At 65.2% G+C, this 21,920-nt stretch carries 23 protein-coding genes; 14 read left to right on the top strand and 9 right to left on the bottom strand.

Translation table 11 applies throughout. The features are described 5' to 3' along the window. The first annotated feature begins 1 nt into the window (after position 1). The 4 genes from ACT53T_RS23665 to ACT53T_RS23650 are packed head-to-tail and all read left to right on the top strand — an operon-like array spanning position 2 to position 2,671. Complete coding sequence (locus ACT53T_RS23665) at positions 2–1,222, top strand: type II secretion system F family protein (protein WP_476163128.1); 1,221 nt, start codon at positions 2–4, stop codon at positions 1,220–1,222. Continuing rightward, a complete protein-coding gene (locus ACT53T_RS23660; protein WP_400766839.1) occupies positions 1,219–1,671 on the top strand; it encodes a prepilin-type N-terminal cleavage/methylation domain-containing protein in 453 nt (150 codons plus the stop codon). The genes ACT53T_RS23665 and ACT53T_RS23660 overlap by 4 nt, the downstream gene beginning before the upstream one ends. Further along, positions 1,656–2,063, top strand: coding sequence for a type II secretion system protein (locus ACT53T_RS23655; RefSeq protein ID WP_476163127.1), 408 nt, complete (start codon positions 1,656–1,658; stop codon positions 2,061–2,063). The genes ACT53T_RS23660 and ACT53T_RS23655 overlap by 16 nt, the downstream gene beginning before the upstream one ends. Further along, positions 2,060–2,671 (top strand): PulJ/GspJ family protein, encoded by a 612-nt coding sequence (locus ACT53T_RS23650; protein ID WP_476163126.1) that lies wholly within the window; start codon positions 2,060–2,062, stop codon positions 2,669–2,671. Before ACT53T_RS23655 ends, ACT53T_RS23650 begins: the two co-directional genes overlap by 4 nt. Here ACT53T_RS23650 and ACT53T_RS23645 read toward each other — a convergent pair. Together ACT53T_RS23645 and ACT53T_RS23640 are read right to left on the bottom strand one after the other, a co-directional pair. Beyond that, the gene (locus ACT53T_RS23645) at positions 2,656–3,276 is read right to left on the bottom strand and encodes a prepilin peptidase (protein ID WP_476163125.1); all 621 of its coding nucleotides are present in this window, start codon (positions 3,274–3,276) and stop codon (positions 2,656–2,658) included. The genes ACT53T_RS23650 and ACT53T_RS23645 overlap by 16 nt on opposite strands. Then, entirely contained in the window at positions 3,273–3,644 is a 372-nt protein-coding gene (locus ACT53T_RS23640) for a hypothetical protein (protein ID WP_400766831.1), read from the bottom strand. The genes ACT53T_RS23645 and ACT53T_RS23640 overlap by 4 nt, the downstream gene beginning before the upstream one ends. 294 nt (positions 3,645–3,938) lie before the next feature. Between ACT53T_RS23640 and ACT53T_RS23635 the strand changes: the two genes are divergently transcribed. Continuing rightward, the gene (locus tag ACT53T_RS23635) at positions 3,939–4,745 is read left to right on the top strand and encodes an ABC transporter permease (RefSeq protein ID WP_476163124.1); all 807 of its coding nucleotides are present in this window, start codon (positions 3,939–3,941) and stop codon (positions 4,743–4,745) included. Between the two features lie 66 nt (positions 4,746–4,811). After that, positions 4,812–7,349 (top strand): spermidine synthase, encoded by a 2,538-nt coding sequence (locus ACT53T_RS23630; RefSeq protein WP_476163123.1) that lies wholly within the window; start codon positions 4,812–4,814, stop codon positions 7,347–7,349. Positions 7,350–7,362: 13 nt separating this feature from the next. On the opposite strand, the gene ACT53T_RS23625 is transcribed toward ACT53T_RS23630, so the two are convergent. From ACT53T_RS23625 to ACT53T_RS23615, 3 genes are all read right to left on the bottom strand, one after another. After that, on the bottom strand, positions 7,363–7,986 hold the full coding sequence (locus tag ACT53T_RS23625) for a 2OG-Fe(II) oxygenase family protein (RefSeq protein WP_476163122.1): 624 nt from the start codon (positions 7,984–7,986) through the stop codon (positions 7,363–7,365). A gap of 14 nt (positions 7,987–8,000) precedes the next feature. Next, positions 8,001–8,432, bottom strand: a complete 432-nt coding sequence (locus tag ACT53T_RS23620) for a hypothetical protein (protein WP_476163121.1) — start codon at positions 8,430–8,432, stop codon at positions 8,001–8,003. A 99-nt stretch (positions 8,433–8,531) separates the two neighbouring features. Continuing rightward, positions 8,532–10,520, bottom strand: coding sequence for a hypothetical protein (locus ACT53T_RS23615; protein WP_476163120.1), 1,989 nt, complete (start codon positions 10,518–10,520; stop codon positions 8,532–8,534). Between the two features lie 215 nt (positions 10,521–10,735). On the opposite strand from ACT53T_RS23615, the gene ACT53T_RS23610 reads away from it, so the two are divergent. From ACT53T_RS23610 to ACT53T_RS23595, 4 genes are read left to right on the top strand one after another with little or no spacing between them, the layout of a single operon-like run. Further along, a complete protein-coding gene (locus ACT53T_RS23610; RefSeq protein ID WP_476163119.1) occupies positions 10,736–11,581 on the top strand; it encodes a peptidyl-prolyl cis-trans isomerase in 846 nt (281 codons plus the stop codon). 8 nt (positions 11,582–11,589) lie between these two features. Continuing rightward, positions 11,590–12,558 (top strand): HupE/UreJ family protein, encoded by a 969-nt coding sequence (locus ACT53T_RS23605; protein WP_476163156.1) that lies wholly within the window; start codon positions 11,590–11,592, stop codon positions 12,556–12,558. 12 nt (positions 12,559–12,570) lie between these two features. Continuing rightward, positions 12,571–13,176 carry a HupE/UreJ family protein gene (locus ACT53T_RS23600; RefSeq protein ID WP_476163118.1) on the top strand — a complete coding sequence of 202 codons (606 nt, stop codon included), beginning with the start codon at positions 12,571–12,573 and terminating at the stop codon, positions 13,174–13,176. Continuing rightward, entirely contained in the window at positions 13,173–13,790 is a 618-nt protein-coding gene (locus ACT53T_RS23595) for a HupE/UreJ family protein (protein WP_476163117.1), read from the top strand. The genes ACT53T_RS23600 and ACT53T_RS23595 overlap by 4 nt, the downstream gene beginning before the upstream one ends. A gap of 4 nt (positions 13,791–13,794) precedes the next feature. Here ACT53T_RS23595 and ACT53T_RS23590 read toward each other — a convergent pair whose 3' ends face one another. The 4 genes from ACT53T_RS23590 to minC all read right to left on the bottom strand — a co-directional run bounded on the left by ACT53T_RS23590 (position 13,795) and on the right by minC (position 16,976). Next, entirely contained in the window at positions 13,795–14,961 is a 1,167-nt protein-coding gene (locus tag ACT53T_RS23590; protein WP_476163116.1) for an SGNH/GDSL hydrolase family protein, read from the bottom strand. A 132-nt stretch (positions 14,962–15,093) separates the two neighbouring features. Then, on the bottom strand, positions 15,094–15,375 hold the full coding sequence (gene minE, locus ACT53T_RS23585) for a cell division topological specificity factor MinE (RefSeq protein ID WP_161913194.1): 282 nt from the start codon (positions 15,373–15,375) through the stop codon (positions 15,094–15,096). Beyond that, on the bottom strand, positions 15,372–16,187 hold the full coding sequence (gene minD / locus ACT53T_RS23580) for a septum site-determining protein MinD (protein ID WP_018264664.1): 816 nt from the start codon (positions 16,185–16,187) through the stop codon (positions 15,372–15,374). Before minD ends, minE begins: the two co-directional genes overlap by 4 nt. 15 nt (positions 16,188–16,202) lie before the next feature. Then, the gene (minC, locus tag ACT53T_RS23575) at positions 16,203–16,976 is read right to left on the bottom strand and encodes a septum site-determining protein MinC (protein WP_476163115.1); all 774 of its coding nucleotides are present in this window, start codon (positions 16,974–16,976) and stop codon (positions 16,203–16,205) included. 556 nt (positions 16,977–17,532) lie between these two features. On the opposite strand from minC, the gene ACT53T_RS23570 reads away from it, so the two are divergent. The 4 genes from ACT53T_RS23570 to ACT53T_RS23555 all read left to right on the top strand — a co-directional run bounded on the left by ACT53T_RS23570 (position 17,533) and on the right by ACT53T_RS23555 (position 21,912). Continuing rightward, complete coding sequence (locus tag ACT53T_RS23570) at positions 17,533–17,856, top strand: hypothetical protein (RefSeq protein ID WP_018264661.1); 324 nt, start codon at positions 17,533–17,535, stop codon at positions 17,854–17,856. Positions 17,857–17,930: 74 nt separating this feature from the next. Beyond that, positions 17,931–19,037, top strand: coding sequence for a glycosyltransferase family 4 protein (locus ACT53T_RS23565; RefSeq protein WP_476163114.1), 1,107 nt, complete (start codon positions 17,931–17,933; stop codon positions 19,035–19,037). Then, entirely contained in the window at positions 19,034–20,623 is a 1,590-nt protein-coding gene (locus ACT53T_RS23560) for a glycosyltransferase family 4 protein (RefSeq protein ID WP_476163113.1), read from the top strand. Before ACT53T_RS23565 ends, ACT53T_RS23560 begins: the two co-directional genes overlap by 4 nt. Continuing rightward, complete coding sequence (locus ACT53T_RS23555; RefSeq protein ID WP_476163112.1) at positions 20,620–21,912, top strand: glycosyltransferase; 1,293 nt, start codon at positions 20,620–20,622, stop codon at positions 21,910–21,912. Before ACT53T_RS23560 ends, ACT53T_RS23555 begins: the two co-directional genes overlap by 4 nt. Positions 21,913–21,920 lie beyond the last annotated feature (8 nt).

Genomic DNA, 21,920 nt, shown 5'->3' with positions numbered 1-21,920 from the left:
CATGTCCAATTTTCGCTATCGCGCCTATTCGTCGATCGGCGATCTGATCGAGGGCGACATAGAAGCGCGCTCGAGCGAGGACGCCGAGGACGCATTGTGGCGGCGCGGGCTCACGCCGCTCTCGCTGCGCGAGACGCGCGCCGGCGCAAAGGGCTCGCTGCTGTCTCTGCAATTCGGCGCGCGCAAGCCCTCGCCCGCCGACATCGCCTCCTTCACGCGCGAGTTCGCAACGCTGGAGCAGGCCGACGTTCCGCTCGACCACAGCCTGCGGCTGCTTTCGACGCAGAGCGCGACGCCCGGCCTGCGCGCGCTGGCGGATGAAATATTGCGGCGCGTCGTCGATGGCGCGTCGCTCTCCGACGCGCTGGCGACGCGGACCGATCTCTTCGGTCCCGATTACGTCAACATCGTGCGCGCCGGCGAGACCATGGGCAATGCGGCGCAGGCGCTCGGCGACATGGCCGATATTCTGGAGCGCCGCCTCGAGATGCGCGCGCGCATTCAGAGCGGGCTCGTCTATCCGGCGCTGCTGATCGTGCTGGCGATCGTCTCCACAGCCGTGGTGCTGAGCGCGCTCGTTCCCAATATAGCGCCGATCTTCGTCGACAGCGGCCAGCCCATGCCGGCGGGCCTGCAATTCGTCATCGATGTCGCGGCGCATTGGCGATGGGCGGTCGGCGCGCTCGCGCTCATCATCGCGCTCATCGTCTCGCTGCGCCGCTATGCGGCGGCGAGCCCGGATTTCGGCGTGCGTTTCGATCGCGCGCTGCTCGCTCTGCCCTATGCCGGGCCGCTGAGCGCCAAATTGCAGACGGCGCGCTTCGCCTACACGCTCGGCTCCTCGCTGAAGGCCGGCGTGCCGCTGCTGCAAGGCCTCGAGAGCGCGCGGGCCGTGCTGTCGGATCGCTATTTCTCGGCGGAGCTGGCCAAGGTGATCGAGTCCGTGCGCGGCGGCGGCGCGCTGAGCTCCGCCCTGGAGCGAGTGGAGCGTCTTCCGCCGACGACGGCGACGATGGCGCGCATCGGCGAGGAGGCCGGGCGGCTCGACGACATGCTGCTGCGCCTCGCGGCGATGTTCGAGCGGCAGACGCAGCGCAGCCTGGAGCGCGCCGTCGGACTCATCACGCCGAGCCTGACGATCCTCATCGCCGCCGTCGTCGGCGGGCTGGTGATGACGGTGATGGACGCCGTTCTCGGCATCAATGATCTCGCTCTGCGATGAAGCCGCCGCACACGCGCCGGCGCGGCTTCTCCTTGCTGGAGACGCTCGCCATTCTGCTGATCGTCGCGCTGCTCGCGGGAATGGCGGGCCAATTCGCGCGCCGGCCGTCGCCGCGCCTGCGCGTCGAGAGCGCGACGCGCGCGCTCTGCGCCGGGCTGCGCGCGACGCGCATGCGCGCCATCTCCACCGCCAGCGAGCAGACACTGACGATCGACCTGCGGCGCCGAGCCTTCTTCTCCCCCGCCGTCGCCGAGACGGCGCTGCCCGAGGACGCCGCCATAGAGCTGGCCGTTTCGGCGCGCGAGCGGACGGAGCCCTCGCGCGGGGCCATCGCCTTTTTCCCCGATGGCGGCTCCTCGGGCGGCGGGCTGACGATCGGCGTCGCCGGCGCGCGCGCGGAGATCGACGTCAATTGGCTCACCGGAGCGACGCGATGCGCATTCCATTAGCGCGGCGCGGCTTCGCGCTGATCGAGGCGCTGGCGGCCTTTCTGATCCTCGCTCTGGTGCTGGGCGGGCTGCTGCAGGGCGTCGGCTTCGGCGCCCGCAATGAGAGCCGCGGCGATTTCCTGCTGCGCGCGGCGCGTCGGGGGCGCTCGCAACTGGAGGCGCTGGGCGTCGCCGCGCCGCTCGCCATGGGCGAAAGCTCCGGGCGCTATGCGGACGGACTCGTTTGGAGCCTTTCGGTCGGCCCCTGCCGCTCCGCCGCCGATCCCGGCGGCCTCAGCGAGATCGTCGCCTGCCCGGTGGCGCTCGCCATACGCCGCCCGGGCGACGCCGCTCCTGGCGACGCGCTGACGCTGCGCACGGTCAAGATCGACGCCAATCGGCCGGCGCAATGAGAATTCCGCGCCGCGCCCGCGGCTTCACCCTGCTCGAGGCGCTGCTCTCCATCGCGCTGATGTCGCTGATCGTCGGGACCATCGCCGGCGGCTTTCGGCTCGGCAAGCGCGTCTGGGAGACCGGCCGCGACTATGAGGGCGTGCAGGAGGTGGAAGAGGCCGCCAGCGCGCTGGAGGCGATCTTGTCCCGCGCCTTTCCCGTCCAGCTCGACAGGCGGGACGGCCGGCCAACGGTCGCTTTCGAGGGCCGCGCCAATCGCATTCGCCTGGTGACGACGAGCGATGGCGGCGCAGATTGGGGCGGCCTGGCGCTGACCGAAATCTCCGCATCCGCGGACGATCTCGGCGTGCGCTCCGGCGTGCTGCGGCAGGAGGCCTGGTTCGGCGGCGGCGGTCCGTCGCGCTCCGCCACCGCGCTGCGCGGGCTCGCCGCCTTCGAGCTCTCCTATTTCGGCGCGCCGGAGCCCAATGCGTCGCCCGTCTGGACCAATGAGTGGGTGGATCGCGACGCCCCGCCCAAGCTCATCGCCGTGCGGCTGGCGGGCGCGCGTCGCGGCAAGCGCATCGACGCCTCATTCACCGTGCGCATTCGTCAAAACCCGCTCTGAGCCGCCTCCAGCGGCCCGAGGCTCCAGCAGAGCCAGAAGCCGAGCGCGAGATGCGGGCCGAAGGGGATGGGCTGCGCCATATGGCCGAGCGCGCCGTCGCGCGCCGCGATCAGCGCCGAAAGGAAGGCCGAGACCACCGCTATGAGCAGGCAGCCGGGCAGAGCCGCCGGCCCCAGCCAGAGCCCGGCGAGGCCCAGCAGATGCGCGTCCGCGAGGCCGAGCCCGGCGCGCCCACGCAGCAGCCGAAAGGCCATGTCGATCGCCCGCAGCGTCGCATAGCCGCCCGCCGCGCCCGCGAGGCGCAGCGCCGCCTCTTCGCCATCGGAGGGCAGCAGGGCGAGGCCGAGCAGCAGCAGGACGATCAGCGGCCCGTCGGGAATGATGAGGAAGCGCGCATCGAAGACAGCGGCCAAAGCCAGCGCCCCGAACAGAACCAGAGTCGGCGCCGCCCACCATCCGAGCTGCGCGAAATCGACAAATGTGAAGGCGAGAGCGGCGAATGCGATCCAGACGACATGCGCCAGCGCGCGCCCTTCGCCGCGCGCGGTCGCCGCCCGGAAGGCGGTCTCGACGAGCGCGGCGCGGCGGCGCGCCGGGACGCTCAAATATCGACGTAGATCTCGCAGCCGAAGGCCGAGACGGGAAGACGCGCTTCGTCGAGAATCTTGGTCCAGCATCGTCCGACGCCGCTGATCATTCGAAACAGATAGACGCCGGTCTCGTCCTCGAGACGCCGCTCCCGGACATGACGATAGCCGAGATAGTTGAAATAGGAGATGGCGACGTCGCCGTGGCAGCGATAGAGGATCTGGCGCGACAGGACATAGACGAAGCTGCGGTCCTTCGCCTCGTTGACGCAATAGGAATAATGCGCGAGCGCCTCCGGCTCGACGCTGACGCCGGACGGCGCCGCCGAGCAGGGCGCGCCGAGCGTAAGGGCGCAAATCGATATGACGCTCGCGGCTCCGCGCATCGAAACGCCCCATTTCCGCAAAGAGGCCGCCAATGTGAAACGCGCCGGCCTCCGACAATTCTATCTAAGTGAAAGCCGCCGCCGGATCAAGAAGCTCCGCGTCTCGCGCGCCCTCCGCGCCGATCTTGCCGGCGCCCGAGGATTGCGATATCGAATCGAGCCGCGCAAGCGCCCGGCTCTATCGAGCTCCGCGCCGCATGGGCGCCATATTCGAAACCTATTCGAGGCGAAACCCTTCGCCCATGATCCGCGCGCTCCGAGCGGGAGATCGCCAAGCCCGAGTGGAGACAGCCTATGTACGCCACGCAGAGCGCGACATCTGAATTACGGGACGCGTTCCGGCGCCAGCGGCTCGTGCTGCTCGCCTTGATGCTGCGCAATATTCGCACGCGCTTCTTCGGTCACGGCCTCGGCTATCTGGTGGCGATCGCCTGGCCGCTGGTACATACGCTGGTCATCATCCTGCTCTTTGTCTTCAACGCCCGCATGGCGCCCGTTGGAGAAAGCACCATGCTGTTCGTCGCGACCGGCGCCATTCCTTTCCAAGTGCAGGCCTATCTCTCCACCTTCATGATGACGTCGGTCCTCAATAGCCGTCCTCTCTTCGCCTTTCCCGAGGTCAAGGTGATGGACGCGCTGATCGCGAGCATTGTGCTCGAGATCCTCTCCTCCTGCACGGTCGTGCTGATTCTCCTCATTCTCGGGACTGCTGCCGGCGAAAATTTCACGCCACGCGACATGGAGCAGGCGGCGGCGGCCTATTGCGCCGCGATCATATTGGGCGTCGGCGTGGGGTTCTTCAACGGCGCGCTGGCTCTCGCAATGCCGATGTGGGCGATGCTGTTCTCGCTGATCCGCATTTTGCTATGGTTCGCTTCGGGCACCGTTTTTCTGCCGGACAATCTGCCGGAGCCCTATCGCACGATGCAATCCTACAATCCGATCGCGCAATCGATCGAATGGATGCGCTACGCTTATTACGATGGCGTGGGGGCCGGATTCCTGGACCGCGCCTATGTGCTCGAATTCGGCGTCGGCATGATTTTCGTGAGCCTGCTGATCGAGCGCATGACCCGCGGCCATCTGCTGTCGCTGCGCTGATCGTCATCAAACCGTATCGAAGGCGCGATAGGCGAGGAATTTCGCGGCTTCACGGATAATGAGACGATGCGGACCTCTATCGATCCAGCGCGCCGGGCGCGGATCGAGCTCACCGCGCTGATTGCGATCACCGTCGCATCGGGCTTCGCCGGTCTCGGCTATGAGATCGTCTGGACGCGCATGGCGAGCCTCGTCGTCGGCTCCGAGATGATGGCCGTGCTCGGCGTGATCGCCGGATTTTTCGCCGGCCTCGCGCTCGGCGCCTTCCTTCTCGACCGCCTCATCCGCGATACGCCTTCGCCCTTTCTCGCCTATGCTCTGCTGGAAGCGGCCATCGGTCTGTGGGGCGCGGCGAGCGTCCTCGTCCTCGAGCAGGCCGCGCGCATCGCGCCGGCGCTGCTCGGCGTCGATCCCTCTCCCGCCGCGCTATGGGCCGTCGGCTTCGCCCTACCGGCGCTTCTGCTGCTCCCCGCGACGACGGCGATGGGCGGAACGCTCGCCGCCCTCGCCCGCATGACCAATGCGCTCTCGGGCGATGCGCGCGTCTCCGCCGGCGTCTATGGCGCCAATACGGCGGGCGCGGTGCTCGGCGCGCTGGTCTCTGCTTTCTGGCTGATGCCGCAGCTCGGCCTGTCGCGAAGCTTGCTCGCGCTCGCCTGCGTGAACGCCGCTTGCGCGATCGGCGCCGTCGCGCTGCAGAGACGGGTCGAGCCGAGCCCCTCCCCCCACATGCCGCGCGCGAGCGCGACGCGCGTGCTCTGCGCTCTTTTCACGACCGGCTTTCTCGGCATCGCCTTCGAGATGACGATCGTGCGGCTGGCCGCGCAGGTTCTCGAGGACACGGTCTACACATTCGCGAGCCTGCTCGCCGCCTATCTTCTCGGCTCCGCCGTCGGCGGCCTGGCGTGGCAGAAATTCGGCCGGCGCTTCGGCGACGCCGCCGCCGGCTGGCTGCTCGCGGCGACCGCCGCCGCCTGCCTTTCGACGACGGCGCTCGCGCCGATCGTGCTCAGCGCCGCCGAAAAGGCGGGCGGCTTCGGCGTCGCTGGCGAGCTCGTCGCCGCCTTCGCGCTCTTCGCTTTGCCCTCTATCGCCATGGGCGCGCTCTTCGGACGCTTGGCGCAGCAGGCGCAGGATTTGCGCGGCTCTCTCGGCTTCGCGGTCGGCGTCAATAGTCTCGGCGCCGCGCTCGCGCCCTTCGTGACGGCGCAATTTCTCATCCCGACATTCGGCGCATGGCGCGCGACCATACCGATCGCGCTCGGCTATCTGCTGCTGCTGCGTCCCCGGCTCGCCGCGCTCGCGCCCATGGCGGCGCCGGCTCTCGCTGGCGCTCTGCTGCTCGCGCTCCCCGCGCCCTCCTTCATTCGCGCGCCGCAAGGCGGGCGCGTGCTGGCGACGCTCGACGGCCCGACCGTCACCGCCAGCGTCGTCGTCGACGCCGCCGGCGTGCGCTATCTCGATCTCAACGGCCATTTTCGAATGGGCGGCACCAGCTCCGCGCGCTCCGACTTCCGCCAGGCGATGCTCCCGCTGCTGCTACATCCGGGACCGCGCGAGGCGCTCTTCCTCGGCGTCGGCACTGGAGCCACGCTCATCGGCGGCGCCATGACGCCCGGCGTCACGGCGCAAGGCGTCGAGCTGTCGCCGGAAGTCGTGGCGCTCCTGCCATGGTTCGCCGATGAGACGCGCGCGCTAGAGCCGAAAGTGCATGTCGCCGACGCCCGGCGCTACATTCTCGCCGATCGCGCGAAATATGACGTGATCGTCGCCGATCTGTTTCACCCGGCGCTGGATGGAAGCGGCGCGCTCTACACGGTGGAGCATTTTGCAGCGACGCGCGCGCGGCTCGCGCCCGGCGGGCTCTTCTGCCAATGGCTGCCGCTCTATCAGCTCGATCTGCCGTCCCTGCGCGCGATCATTCGCAGCTTTCTTTCCGCCTATCCTCACGCGTCGGCCTGGCTCAATCATTACAGCGTGCGCACGCCCATGCTCGCGCTGATCGGACGCAGCGATGACGCGCCTCTCGACATGGACGCGCTTTCAGCGCGGCTGAGCGATCCGGCGACCGCCGCCGTCGCGCGCCCGCTCGGCTTCGCCACGCCGATCGATCTGCTCGGCCAATATGCCGGCGGCGCGCATGCGCTCGCCACTTTCGCCGGCGCGGCGCCGCTCAATGTCGATGATGCGCCCTTCGTGACCTTCGACGCGCGCCGCAATGTTCGCGCGCTGACGGCGCCGCCCTGGACTACGCTCCTCGCCGTGACGCGCGAGATGACGCCCGACGCGACCGAGCTCGCGCGCGACGATGACGCGCTCGCGCGGCGGCTTTCCGCCTATTGGCGCGCACGCAACCATTTCCTCGAGGTCGGCGCCGCGCTGCCCGGCGATCCACGCGGCCGCGCGCTCGTGGACGCCGCCGCTCCGGGATTGCTGGAGACGCTCCGCATCAGCCCGGAATTCGATCCCGCCTATGCGCCGCTGATGGCGATGGCGCGAGCGCTCGGCGAGTCGAGCCGCGAGGAGGCGGCGCGCCTGCTGCAGGCGATCGACGAAGCCGCGCCACAAAGACGAAAGTCGCGCGGCGAGACTGGCGGCGAGTGATCGCGCGCCATTCTCACGGAGCGAATTTGATCTGATAGCCCCAGCAATCGAGACGATCGGGGATAGCGTTGAAGGCGACCGTCACGCGCACGCCGCCCTGATTCTTCGGCACCTCGTGATAGAGATAACTCGGAAAGAGAATGAGATCGCCCGGCTCCGCCTCGGGAACCACATATTTTCCGGCGTTGAACGGCCCCATCGCCGCAGAGCGCGTGTGATGCCGAAAATTGAACTCGAATCCGCCGGGCGGCCGCACGAAGGCGGTGCGGCTGCCAGGATGCGAGGACGTGAGATAGAAGACGCCCGAGGCGAAGCTGTTGGCGTGCGAATGCAGCGCCTGACTGCCGCCGGGCTCGAGCACATTGGTCCACATTTCCTTGACCATCCATTCCAGCCGCTCTCCGAAGAGGAGCGCGCCGAAATCGACGAGCTTGGGAATGGCGAGATCCGACATGCGGCGAAACAGCTCGTCGCGACGGGGATCGGCGATCTCCGTATGAAACAGCTGCTCCGAGCGCAGGTTTTTCTCGATGCGCGCATTGCCGATCGCTTCGACGGCGGCCTCGACGAGCGCCGCGTCCAAAAGGCCGGGACAGCGCATGAGCGGAATGGGAAAAAGCGGCTCGATCTGATCCATCTTTCGTCCTCGGCCTATTTTCGCGCTTTGTCGCGCATGGGCTTCTTCTCTGCGTCCTGAGCTGGCGCCGGCTTCTCGTCCGACCGCAGCACGCCGAGCGTTTCTCCCGGCCGCAGCTGGTGCCGCAGCTCGCGCACCTCATCGGCCGCCGCCGCCGCCCAATCGAGGCAATCGTCGAACTCGCCATTGCCGGCCTCGACCATCGACTGATGCAGATGGCGCTCCGCAATGTAGCGCGAGGGATCCTCCTTCGGCAGAGCATTGGCGAGCGCCTGCGCCTTTTCCACCGCGGCGACGCAATTCTCGCGCGTCGGCTCGGCGTCCGCAGCCTTCTCTGTCGTTTCGACGATCGCAGCTGCTGCAGGCGCCACGGGCGCGCGCGCAGTCGTGGGCGGCTCTCGCCGCGCTGCGAGCAGCAGCGCCGCGCAGACGAAAATATTCGCCATGAAAACAAGCACAGCCCGCATCGCCATTAGAACCCGCAAAACGAGAAAGCCGGCGACGATAAATCGCCGCCGGCGTTTAATCTACGCTAAAGAGAGCAATCAATCGCGCTCGGCGTGCTCCCGCTCGGCATGCTCCTCGCGCCAGCGATCGAAACCGTGCTGGATGGCGAGACGCCGCGCGAGCTCGGCGTTCTGCTCGACGAGCAGCTTCGGCGAGCCGACGGGGCGCAGGAAAATCGGGTTTCCATAGAACCAGAGATTGGACCAGGCCTGCACGTCATGGGTCACTTTCTTGACGCCATTGACGGATTCGAGATGCGCCGGGCAGGAGCTGTCCGTGCAGCTGACCGCCGCATTATTGGCGTCGAGCAGCGGATTGCCGGCGCTATCGGTCACATTGGGGGTCGCGACCGGAATATTGGTGCCGCGCGCGCGAATATAGCCCGGCTCCGATCCCATGGTGAATGTGGTCTCGAAGGAGAGGCGCGTCGAGCCGTCGCGCTGCTTCTTCACCTTCATGTTCCGCCAATTGATCTGCTTGGCGATCGCCGCCGTGGGATTATAGACGATCGACGCGCCGGCGACGCCAGCGGCGTTGGCCACGGCGTAATTGGGCGCGCTGGGCGACACGACGCCGGTGATCTTGCCGGTGATGAGATCGATGTGATCGATCGACGGCTTGTTCAGCGGCTGATGCTGGCCGATCTGCGCCAGCAGCGGATTGTCGAAGCTATAGGGGCTGTTGTTCGACGCCGGAACGGTCAGCTCGACCTCGAGCACGATCTTCTCGCCAGGACGCGCGACGATCGTCTCGCCCATTGTCTTCCACTGGCCATGCGCGCTGGCGCGGAACTCGAAGTCCGGTCCGATGACGTCGCCATTCACCGAATAGCTGTTGCCGGAACGCATGCCGTCGATGATCGACTGATTGCGGAAGCCTTCCGTCCGCGGAACGTAGAGCTTCGTATATTCGCCCGGAATGAAGTCCGCCGTGGTGTAGCGATCACGCGCGCCGAAGGCGCCGCGCTGATGCCAGTCCGAGCTGATGAACATGAAGAAGTTGCGGCCTTCCGCGAGCAAGCCGTCCCACAAGCCGCCGACCTTCGCCGTATAGACGCCGACCATGCCATAAGTGCCGCCGCCGACCGCGCCGGAGCCATAGGAACCCGAGCCGCCGGTCAAGCCGCCTTCCGCCATATGGCCAGGAGACTCGATGCCGAAGGCCACCGTCGGCGCCGCATTGTTGAAGTCGCGGAAATGCTCGATATTGTAGCCTTTGCTGGCCGTCGCCGAGAACGGCCCCTGGCGCTCCGTATGCGTCGGGATGGCGTAGGACTGCAGCGGGTAGTTCGCCTGCAGCCATTTGACGCCTTCCAGCGCCTTTCCATGGCCGGCGGTTCCCGAATTGTTGACATTGTCCTTGCCGGGCCACAGCGGGTTATTGCTGAGATCCACCGGACCTATGCTGTCGGTATCGCCGCGGTCGAAGCGGAACTCGAACTCCGCCATCTTGTCGGCGTTGCCGCCGTGACGCGGATGCTGGCCGGCGATCACCGCCACATCCGTATGCTCATGGCCCGGAACGACCCATTCGAGGCCTTCGACGAGCACCTTGTCATATTGCGCCGAGCGATTGACGATGATCGGATATTCGACCTCGCCGATCGACTGCCAGCGCCACATGTTCGCGCCATTCGCCGAGCCCTTCAGGCTGGTGATGGTGATGCCCTGAATCGTCTGGCCGAGGGTCTGCGACCAGGTGGTGGTCGTCTCGCCCGGGATGTTGGCGCTGGTGTCGGCGAAGCGGCAATCGCGATTGCCCGAGCCGCCATGATTGCCGAGCGTGAACCAATCGAGATCGAAATTGGTTCCGCCAGCGGCGGCCTGACCGGTTCCGACCGCGCGATCGATCGTGTAGCCCGCGGCGACGGAGCCGTCGGTGCAGGTGTTGTGGTTGTGCATGTCGCCTGCGACATATGGATTATGCTTACGCGACTCCTCGCCGAATCCACCGGCGGACGCCGATTGACCCAAAGCGAGCGTGACAGACGCGGCGGTCAATAGAACCGCTGATTTCGAACGGTGCATGCCAATTCCCCGCAAAAAACCTAGACGAGCCCCCCGGCGTCGAGCGACGCATCGGCGCGCGGAATATGGAAGAACGACAACGACAGTCTTGTGACTATTTCATTACAAGGACGCGCTTTTATTCATGCTGAAACGTGTTTTTTTCATCGTGAAGCCGATGACAAAGCGCATGCGCCGATGCATAAGGCTGCTCTCGCGACATATTCGAAAAGCATATGGTCTCGATGGTGAAGTCACTCTCCTCAGCTCTCCTTCGGAATCGGCTCGGCGCCGCGGCGCGACGCCTTCGAAACGAGCCGCTCCTGCATTTTCTGGCGATCGGCGCGCTCGTCTTCGCCGCCGACGCCGCTCTGCATCCCCTGCCCAAGGACGAGCGCGTCATCATGGTGAGCAAGGCGCTGCGCCAATCCTTCATCGATAATTTCGACGAGGACAAAGCGCGCGCCCCCTCGGACGCGCAGCTGCAGGCAATGATCGACAGCTGGGTGGCGAGCGAGATTCTCTATCGCGAAGGCAAGTCGCTCGGCGTCGATCGCGGCGACGATATGATCCGCGACCGCATCGCCTATAAGCTGCAGCTGCTCATCTTCGATCAGATCAAGCTGCCGCAGCCGAGCGAGGAGCGTCTGCGCGCCTGGTTCGAGCAAAATCGCGAACGCTTCGACGAGCCGGAGCGTGTCGGATTTTATCTCACGCCCGCCGCCGATTCCGCCGAGGCGGCGCGCTGGCTCGAGGAGATCTCGGCCGGCCATGAATCGGAAGAGCTTCGCGAGCGCACGCGCGCCATTCTCGCGCGTCCCGTCACCAGCCTCGCGCCCGCCTTCGGCGAGAAATTCCGCGACGATCTCCTCGCGCTGCCACAAGGCAGCTGGGCGAAGCTGCAATCGAAGGAAGGCTGGCACATCGTTCGGCTCGACTCGCGCCGTCCCGGCGCGCCCGCGCATTTCGAGGATGTGCGCGACGAAGTCTTGCGGCAATGGCGCGTCGACGAGACGCGCTCGCGCGCATGGGAGGCGGTCAACCGGCTGAAGGCGTCCTATACCGTGCGGATGGAGCCGTGAGACGAGCGATGCGACTGCTCTCGGCATGGATCGTCGCGGCGACGCTGCTGACGCCGGCGGCGCTGCACGCGCATGAATCCTCGCTGGGCGTTCTCGAATTGCGCGAGGTGCGGCAGGGCGCCTATGTCGGCCGCTGGACGATGGAGCCGACGATCGGCGCCGCGCGCGTCGATCTGCGCGCGCCGCCGCATTGCTTCTTGCGCATGCCGCAGCTCGAATGCGGCGCCAAGGGCCTCATCGGCGCGATGACGATCGGCAATCTCGGCTCGAGCATGTCGGCGGCGCTCATCAAGATCATCCCGCTGCAAGGCGAGGCGCGCAGCTACACCATCACCTCCGCCAATCCGACCGTCTCTATTCTCGGCTCCGAGGCGCCGACGCTGGAGAGCTGGATCGCGCTCGGCGCGACCTATCTGAATTATGGCGTCGACCATATTCTGCTCGGAGCCGATCATCTTCTCTTCGTCTTTGGATTGATATGGATCGTCGGCGTCGGCCGGCGGCTCGTTTCGACGATCACCGCTTTCACCATCGGGCACAGCATATCGTTGGCGGCGGCGGCCTTCGGGGTGATCGGCGTGCCGGAGCGGCCGCTCAACGCCTGCATCGCGCTCAGCATCGTCTTCGTCGGCGTCGAGATCGTGAAGCAGCGACGCAGCGAAGCGGGATTGACGGCGCGCTATCCATGGGCCGTCGCGGGAGGCTTCGGCCTCGTTCACGGAATCGGCTTTGCGAGCGCGCTCGCCGGGCTCGGCATCGAAAAGCGCCTGCTGCCGGCAGCGCTCGGCTTCTTCAATATCGGCGTCGAGATCGGACAGCTCGCCTTCGTGCTCATCACTCTCGCGCTCATCTGGGCGCATCGCCGCCTCGGCGCCGTTCTCCCCGGCTCGCGCGATCTTCTTCCCGGCTATGCGATAGGCTCGATCGCCGCCTTTTGGTTCATCGGCCGACTTCTTCGCGTGCTCGCGATCGATTGAGGAGCGTTGCCCATGCCGTCCCGTCTCCGCCTTTTCGTTACCGCTCTTCTCGCAGGCGTCGCGCTCGCCCCGCCCGCTCTCGCGCATGACGGCGAAGGCGTGGCAGGCGGCCTCGCCAGCGGCTTTCTGCATCCATTGACCGGCGCGGATCATCTCGTCGCAATGGTCGCCGTGGGTCTTTGGGGCGCGCAGCTCGGCGCGCCGGCGATCTTTCTGCTGCCTATCGCCTTTCCGCTCGTCATGGCCTTGGGCGGCGTGCTCGGGGTTCTGCATATTCCGCTGCCGGCGCCGGAAATGATGATCGCGCTCTCGGCGCTTCTTCTCGGCGCCGCCGTAGCGATGCGCGTGCGGCCGCCGGTCGTCGTCGCCGCGCTCGTCGTCGCGCTCTTCGCAATCTTCCACGGCCATGCGCATGGCGCCGAGCTGCCCGGCGCAGCCGACCCTATGGCCTATGGCGTCGGCTTCATCACCGCCACCGGGCTTTTGCACGGATTCGGCATCCTCATCGGCGCCTTGTCGCGATGGCCGCTCGGCGCGCGCATCATCCAAGGACTCGGCGCGTCGATCGCGCTGCTCGGCGGCTATTTTCTCTTCCTCGGCGCGGGCGTCGCAGGATGATGCGCCGCTCGCGACAGGCCGGCGTCGGCGCGCTCTTTCTGCTGCTCTCGGCCACGAGCGCGAAAGCGCATATCATCGGGGCGCGGCTCGGCGATTTCTACGCCGGCGCGGCGCATCCTCTCACCGATCTGAAGGACGTGACGCTCTGGGTCGCATTGGGCATGCTCGCCGGATCGCTCGGCGCGAAGCAGACCCGGCCGCTGCTGCTGCTTTTCCCCTTCGGCCTCGCCATCGGCGTGACGAGCGCGATGGCGCTGAATGTGACGTCGGAAGGCGCGTTGCTCGCCGCCGGCGCTCTGGTTCTGCTCGGCGCCCTTCTGGCCTCGGCAGCGCCCATTTCCGCCGCCGCGCTGGGCGGATTCGCTTTGGTTCTCGCAGCGATGCGCGGCGCCGCCAACGCCGCCGCCATCGGGCCGGAGACCAATCGCCTGCTGTTCGTCGCCGGGCTTTCCGTCGCGGGCTATGTGATCGTCACGCTGGTCTCGGCGGCGACGCTCGCATTTCGCGGCGAAAACGCCGATGCGCGTGCGTGGCGCTCCGTGGCCATTCGCGCGCTCGGCAGCTGGCTCGCAGCGCTCGGGCTGATGATGGGCGGATTGGCCTTGGCGTCCTGACCCCTCATCGGCGACGAAACTTCTCTATGAGATCAGCGGCGAGCAGGCGGTTGCCCTCGGCGTTGAAATGCACGTCCGCCCAGAAATAGAGATCGCGCACATAATCCGCGTGTCCGCTCTTATATTGAACGAAGGCGGGAAAATGATCGAAGTAGCGCTCGCATTTTCCGGCGCACCAATCGCGCCAAATCTGCGCTTGCCGCGAATTCTCGACATCATAGAGAAGCTGATGCGGCCAGGGATAGACACCGACCGAGAGCGCGATTCCGCGCGCGGTCAGCAGCTCGTGGAGACGATCCATCTGCTGTAGCGCCTTGCGCACGCCGCCGGCGACGCCTGCATCGCCATAGCAGCTCGCCTTATCATCGAAGGTCCAGGAGGCGCGGCTCCAATCGCGGCTATAGACCCGGCCCGGCCGCATCAGCTCCGACAGGCTGGCGCTGGCGTTCGCCGCATTGGCTTTCTTGACGAATAGAAGATTGGAAACGAATTCGGCGACGAAGGAGCGCTTCTCCAACCAGCCGGGCGGATCACGCGGCAGCAGCTGATAGGCGCTCGGCAGACATTTTTCTGGATTGGGCGTGAACACGCCGAGCTCCAAAACGCCCTTATCGTCATAGCGGTAGGAAATGGCCTCGTCTTGAATGTCGGAAATGTCGATGTAGACGATCGCCTCGTCGAATTTCAGACCCTTGTCGAGATAATATTTCAGCTTCTCGTAATAGGCGGAGGGCGCATAGCTGGAGACGCCCGCGTTCAGCACGTCGATCTCGGGAAAAGCCTGCGCGAAGCGGCCGACGAAAGTCTGCTCGTAAGGCAGACCGACGCCCTCGGTGAAGGAATCGCCGATAAAGACGATGCGCCGACGGTCGGAAAGCAAGGGAACATTGCGCGCCGCCGCGTCCTTGAAGCCGAGCGAATTGGTGAATATGCGCGGCGTATAGGGCCCCCATACGTCATAGCCGTCGAAATTTGGACGCAGCGTATGGGTGAAGACGGGATCGCGCGACCGCAGCGCATTCTCGCCGTGGTCGAGGAAAGGGTTGGTCCAATTATAGACGCGATGAAGAATGAATTCCGTCGCCGCGAGCAAGGCGATCGCCAACGCCACATTGATGAGAACGAGGCCCGATAGGCGCAAGGCGCGCGCCCTTGTGGTCGAGACCGCCATCGCCTCCTCCAGCTCGTCGCGGACGCCTCTCGACGTCGATGCGAGGAGGCTTAGGCGACCAGAGAGGCGGGCGTCAATTCGCGATGATTACGTGATGCGAGCGGCGGATCGCCGCCGCCCGCCTCGTCAACGTCACGCCGCGGCGTCGGCGATCGCCTCGCGCGCCGACGCGCTGGTCGAAATCTCTATATCGATCTCGAGCAGCGACATGTCGTCGCCCTCGCGCAGCTTGACCTCCACCTTGTCCGGGTCGATCTCTATGTGCTTGGAGACGGCGGCGAGCACCTCTCTGTGCAGCAGAGCGACGAGATTGGAGTTCGACACGGATGCGCGCTCATGCGCGAGCAGAATCTGCAGACGCTCGCGCGCCACCGGCGCAGATGCGCGGCGATTGAAAAAATTGAACAGCTTCATGCCGCCCTCCGACCAAACAATCTGACGAGAAGCCCCTTTTTGTCGGACGGTATGTCCATCGGCACCTCGGCGCCGCACAGGCGCCGCGCCGCATCGGCATAGGCGCGCGACGGCGCGCTCGTGCCGCTGTGGAGCGTGACCGGAGATCCGACATTGGAGGCGCGCAGGACATCCTCGCTCTCGGGAATGATGCCGAGCAGCGGGATCGACAGAATTTCCAGCACATCGTCGACATTCAGCATCTCGCCGCGCGCGGCGCGTCCGGCGTCGTAGCGCGTCAGCAGCAGATGCTTCTCCATGCGGCCGCCCTTTTCGGCGACCTCCGTCTTGGCGTCGAGCAGGCCGATGATGCGATCCGAATCGCGCACCGAGGAGACCTCGGGATTGGCGACGACGACGGCCACATCGGCGAAGCGCATGGCGAGCGTCGCCCCGCGCTCTATGCCCGCCGGACTGTCGCAGACGATCCAGTCGAAGCGCTCGCGCAATTCGTCGATGACGCGGCGCACGCCCTCCTCGGTCAGCGCGTCCTTGTCGCGCGTCTGGGAGGCGGGAAGCAGATAGAGATTGTCGAGCCGCTTGTCGCGAATGAGCGCCTGATGCAGCTTGGCGTCGCCCTGCGCGACATTGATGAGGTCATAGACGACCCGCCGCTCCGCGCCCATGACGAGATCGAGATTGCGCAGGCCGACGTCGAAATCGACGACCGCGACCTTCTGATTCGACTGAGCCAGCGCCGCGCCGAGCGCGGCGGTCGACGTCGTCTTGCCGACGCCCCCTTTGCCGGAAGTGACGACCAATATCTTGGGCATTTTATACCGTCCCTCTCAGTCGAGCTTGATGATCTTGATCGTTTCGTCCTCGAGCCTTGCGTGAACCGCGCATCCGCGCACGTCGTCTCGAATTTCGTCCGCCGTCATATAGAAGCCGCCGACGGCCAGAAGCTCCGCCTCGAGGCGGCGGCAGAAAATGCGCGCCCGCGAATCGCCATAGGCGCCGGCCATGATTCGGCCGCGCACGGTTCCATAGACGTGGACCGAGCCGCCCGCGACGATGTCGGCGCCGGAGGAGACCGAGCCGATGACGATCACATCGCCATCGGGATGAAAGATGGACTGGCCCGAGCGCACCGCCGTCTCGACGATGAGCGGCGCGGCGCTTCGCTCCGGCTCATGGGGCGGCTCCGCGCCGGCCTCGCCGCCGCCGAGCGCCTCGGCGATCTCGTCGAATGCGGCGCGCTCGCTCGGCGACAGGCTCGGCGCCTCGCCGCCCTCGGCGGGCGGCTCGTCGGCGGCGATGGAACGGCCATTGGTGAGGATCGGCGGCAGGTCGTCGCACGCCCAGGCGGGATCGACGCCGGTCAGCCCCATGATGCGGACGCCGCGGCCGGACAGCTGCTCCACCAGCTCCCCGACGGTGTCACGATCGAGTCCCAGCCTGGCGACGTCGATGACGATCGCCTTGCGGGAAAAGAAGGCGGGCGAATGCTCGAGGCAGGCGTCGAGCCGCTCGAACCATCCGGCGATCGGCGCATCCGGCTCCAGGGCCAGGACGGGGAAGGATCGGCCACGAAAACGAATGTGAGTCGAAGGTTGGGTCAACGGCGGACTCGGCTCCAGCTGCGCCGTCATCTCACGCCGTCATGGTTAACAATAGGTTAAATTACCTAAAGGTAAATTCCGAGAAAGTGGGGATTGGCCACGCCGGCGCGCCTCGCGGACCAGATCGAATGGTCCGAAGCCTGCTTGCCGAAAGGAATGAGATCGACCATCGGCGCGAGCCTGCCTCGCGCTTGGGCGCCCCGCGAACAAAGCGAGCGCCTCTCGCCTGCTCGCTCGGCGCCGTCGCCTCGTCCGCGACAACGCCGCGAAATATCGCCGTCGCGCTGCACGCCTTATCGACGACGGCGCACGAATGACATGTCATGGGCTTTCGATAGCAATGGCCGCGCGTTGACATATCGACAGTCCGCTTTATACAACTGCGGCTGCGAGCTTACAAAAATGGAAGGCTCTTATGAATAAAGTGATATCGACAACGGAGAAGCGACGACTATCCGAATTCGCGCATGCGCTCGTCACTCGCGCAAGATCGCAACCACAGGGTGAAACATCGAGCGAGCTGCCGCCGCTCACATTCACGAGCGGCGTTTCGACGATGGATTCCCTGCTGCTCCATTTGACTGAACAACGCAATTACCTCCTGAAATTCTCCGCGCAGATTTCCGCGCAGCTTCTCACCCTCTCCTCGACCATCGATCGCCTGTCCACGGAAGTCGCCAAGGTCGGCGGCGAGGTGGACGGCTTGAGACGCGAGCGAGAGGCGCTGCAGCAGGCCCTCGAGGACGCCAAGCAGGAGATGAACGATGTCGCCGAAGCCGTCGTCGCCGGCGTGACGCAGCAATTGGAGCAGCAGATGGAGGTGTTCGGGCCTCTGGCGCGCGCTCCCTCCTCGGCGGAGACGGAAGCTTCGGGGCTTTGATCCGTCGGTTCTCCGCTGTGGCGGAGGCGCCCCGTTGGCGGCTCGATTTCGAAACATCTGGCTGGTGAGGATGAATGTCACATGTTGTTCAATATCATCCCTCGGTAATTAGCGCCGACGCCATCGGCGCCTCGATTTCGTCCCTTCATCAGATCCTTCGAGAGCGTGGCGCCGCGTCCTATGTGGCGTGCGCGGATTCCACTATCGCCACGAGCGATTATGCGACGCTCTCGACCTCCATGCTGAAACGCATGGCTTGGAGCGACACGGACCTGCTGCTGCTGCATTATTCTTTTTTCAATGAGGAGCTCGAAGCGCTGCTGGACCTGCCCGTCCGCAAGATTCTGATCTACCACAATGTCACGCCGGGCCATTTTTTCCGCGGCCAGGGCTCGATGAGCTGGCTCGGGGACATGTGCGACCATTCCCGCGCGCAGATGCGGCGCTTCGCCGGCGCATTCGAGAAGGGCGTCGGCGATTCGGACTACAACACCGCCGAGCTGAGAGAATTCGGCTTTCGGGATCCCGTGACGATCCCGGTGTTCTTCAACGACGCTTTTTTCTCCTCACGCGAGCTCGACAATCAGCTCTATCTCGACATAAAGGCGGCGTCAGAGGTCAATATCGTCTTCGTCGGACGCTTCGTTCCCAATAAGCGGCATGATCTGCTGATCGACACTCTGGCCGCCTATAAGAGGCTCTTCGGTCGCTCGGCCTCGCTGCATCTCGGCGGCAAGATTTGGGGCGACGAATACTTCCATGGGCTGCTGGGGCGGGCGGTGCAGGGCGGCGTCCTCTCCGACATCAAAATCTATCAGAACGCCAGCGGCCTCGCGATCAAGACACTGTTCGCCGCCGCCGACGCCTATATTTCCATGAGCGAGCACGAAGGCTTCATGGTGCCGGTGCTCGAGGCCTTCACGGTCGGCTGTCCGGTGCTGGCCTATGCGGGAACCGCGGTGGGCGAGACGATGGGCCCTGCCGGCATCAAATTCGACACGCTCGATCCATCGATCCCCGCCGGCTATTTGGAGCTCCTGCGTCGCGATAAGACGCTGCGCAACAATATCGTTCGCGAGCAGGCGGACCGTGCGACCGACTTCTACTCCGAAGCGACAGCGAGACGGTGGCTCTCATTCTTAGAGGGATTCGTCGACATCTCCGCGGGGTTGAACTCATGATCATCGCATATGACGCCGGCGCCTTTCAGCAGTCGATCAGCGGTGGAATTTTCAATGTCTCCGTCGGCTTTTTGAACGCCGCCGCCAGAGTCGCCCCCGACGCCGAATTCCTGTTCGTCGCCGACCCGTTTTTCGGCGAGGTGCGGCCAGACGCCTTGGCGGCGCTGACCTTCAGGCCGCGCGTGATCTATCGCAGCGTGCTGAAATCCTCCGGCTCCTTCTCGCTGCGCACCAATCGGGAGCGCGTGCGCTTCGAGGTCGACGGCCGCGTCGTCCCGACGGAGCAGACAACGACGCCGGACGGCGTTTGCTATCATTACGATGGCCCGACGCCTCGGCATAGGTTGTTGCTGCGCAGCCGAGCGGCGCGTCCTTGCGACACGATGAACTCGCCGGACAACCGCAACCTCGGCGTCGCCATTAGCAAGATCGTCATCGAATCGGACAAGGGATCACAGGAGTTCGCCTTCGACGACGCCCGCCTCACCAATGGCTATCACGACCCGGAGAGCGCTTGGCGCTGGACGAATGGCGCCGCCGAAATCCCGCTCGAATTTTTCCCGCGCGTCGAAACGGCGCGCGTCGGCGTGCATATTCGGCACAAGGTCGTCTATAGCCTCGCGGACGGCCGTTTCGATCGTCGCTACAATGGCGTCGTGCAAGCGGCGATCGAGCAGCGGCGCGCCTTCAATTTGCAGGAGCTGGGCCGCGAGCTGCGTGAAATGGGCGCGACCGTCTATTTCGCGAATCACTTCATTCCGATCGCCATCCCGGGGCTCGCTCTCGCGAGCTGGGCGCATGACGTCATCCCGATCCTGTTTCCGAACTTCTTCGGCAAGGACGCGATCGAAAATTTCGCCAATGTCATCGATATATTCAAACGCGCCGATCACATTTTTTGCAACTCGGAGACGACCCGCAAGGACATTATCGAAAATGTCGGCGTCTCTCCCGAGCGTCTGACGACCTCATGGATCGGCCCTGGGGCGATCGGGCCGCGCCCCGCTCCCGTGGTGGACGCGGCGATCGCCAAATTCGGCCTTCGTCGAGACTATATTCTCAATGTCGGGACGCTGGAGCCGCGCAAGAACCATGTTCGTCTGGTTCAGGCCTATGACGAATTTCGCCGCGGCGTCGACCATCCGCCGCAGCTCGCCATCGTCGGCTCGCATGGATGGGGATATGACGAATTGGTGCGGCTGATCGCCAACAGCGGGCTCTCCGAGCATGTGAGAGTGCTGAGCGGCGTCGACAATGACGATTTGTCGGCGCTGTATTCGGGCGCGATGTTCGTCGCCTATCCCAGCGTCTATGAAGGATTCGGCATGCCCGTGCTGGAGGCCATGGCCTGCGGCGTCCCGGTCTTGACCTCACAGGAAACCAGCATGCAGGACATAGCGAAGAACGCCGCCGTTCTCGTGGATCCTTTGTCGGTGAGCTCGATCGCTCAGGGACTGCGCGAGCTCTCGCTCAATTCCGAGCTGCGCTCGCGCCTCGGCTCCAAAGCGAAGGAGGCCGCGTCGCGCTTCGACTGGGATCGCGTCGCCAAAACAATCATCGATGTCTTGAAAGGAACGCGCCGATGAAGATCGTTGTCCTTTCCACATTCGACATCACCCCGGTCCGCGACGGCGGGCAGACGCGTTACGTCTCGGTCTACAAGAATATCGCGAAAGAGCATGACGTCACGCTCATCGCCTATGATTTCAAGCAGACCGATCACATAAGGCGCTATAAGCTCGCCGACCGTTTCGACGTGATCGTGTTCCCCGCGGCGCCGGGCGACCAGCATCACGTCTGGCACATAATGGAGAAGACGCGGCGCCTCGCGCATGATGTTCTCTGCATAAGGGAATATCATTTCTCGGACGAGTTCGTGCGCGACGCGCGGCAGATCATCGGCGCGGCCGACGTCGTCATCTCCTCGCATCCCTATCTCGCGCTTCTGGGCTTCGGCTTCGCCAAGCGGAACGCCCTCAAAATATATGAAGCGCACAATGTCGAATATGACATAAAGGAACAGCATTTCCGCGGCGGCCTCGGCGCGGCGCAGCTCGATTCCTTCGTGGATACGGTGTTTCACGCCGAGAGAATGGCCTGTCGCGAGGCCAATTTCGTGACCACTGTGAGCGCCCATGACGCCGAGCGCATGGCGGAATTATACGATGTGCCGCGCGGCAAGATCACTGTTGCGCCCAATGGCGTCGATTGCTCCCAATATCCGCTCTGGGACAAGGCGAGCCGCGACGAGCTTCGCAGCAGGCTGCAGATCGGCGACAAGACGCTGGCCGTCTTTTTGGGCAGCGGCTATGGGCCGAATGTCGAATCCTATTCCAAGGCGCGGCAGCTGCTGGCGGAGGCAGGTTTCGACGGCGCTGTCGCCTTGATCGGCTCGATCGCGCAGGCCGACCGCACCGGCTGGCCCGATGTTCCCTTCGACGAGCTGTGGTTCGATTACGTCGAGGACGATCTCAAGATCGCGCTCCTGAGCTCGGCGGACATCGCTCTGCAGCTGCTGTTTTCCGGCGGCGGAACAAATTTGAAGCTCTTCGACTATATGGCGGCCGGATGCCTGATCGTCGCCAATGAGTTCGGCGCGCGCGGCGTCGCCGCGGACGGATGGCATGTAGCGGCTCAGAATGAGAGCGAGCTGCAGGCCTTGCTACGCGAGCGCGTTTGGGAAACCGAGCGCGGCGAGGCGATCCGCGCGAAGGCGCGCGCCATCGCCAAGGAGCAATTCGACTGGTCGATCATCGCCAAGAAGATCACCTCGCTCTTCAGCCCGCGTCTCGATATGGCGGCTACGGAGGCGGCTGCCGCCGCGCTCGCCGATGATTCCGAGCGGGCTCCGAGTAGAGAGGCTCTATCCGCGTAAACAGCGAG

Source organism: Methylosinus sp. DMC45 (genome assembly GCF_056313885.1).
Note: the sequence above shows the minus strand (reverse complement) of the source record. Positions and strands in the feature narration are given on the sequence as shown.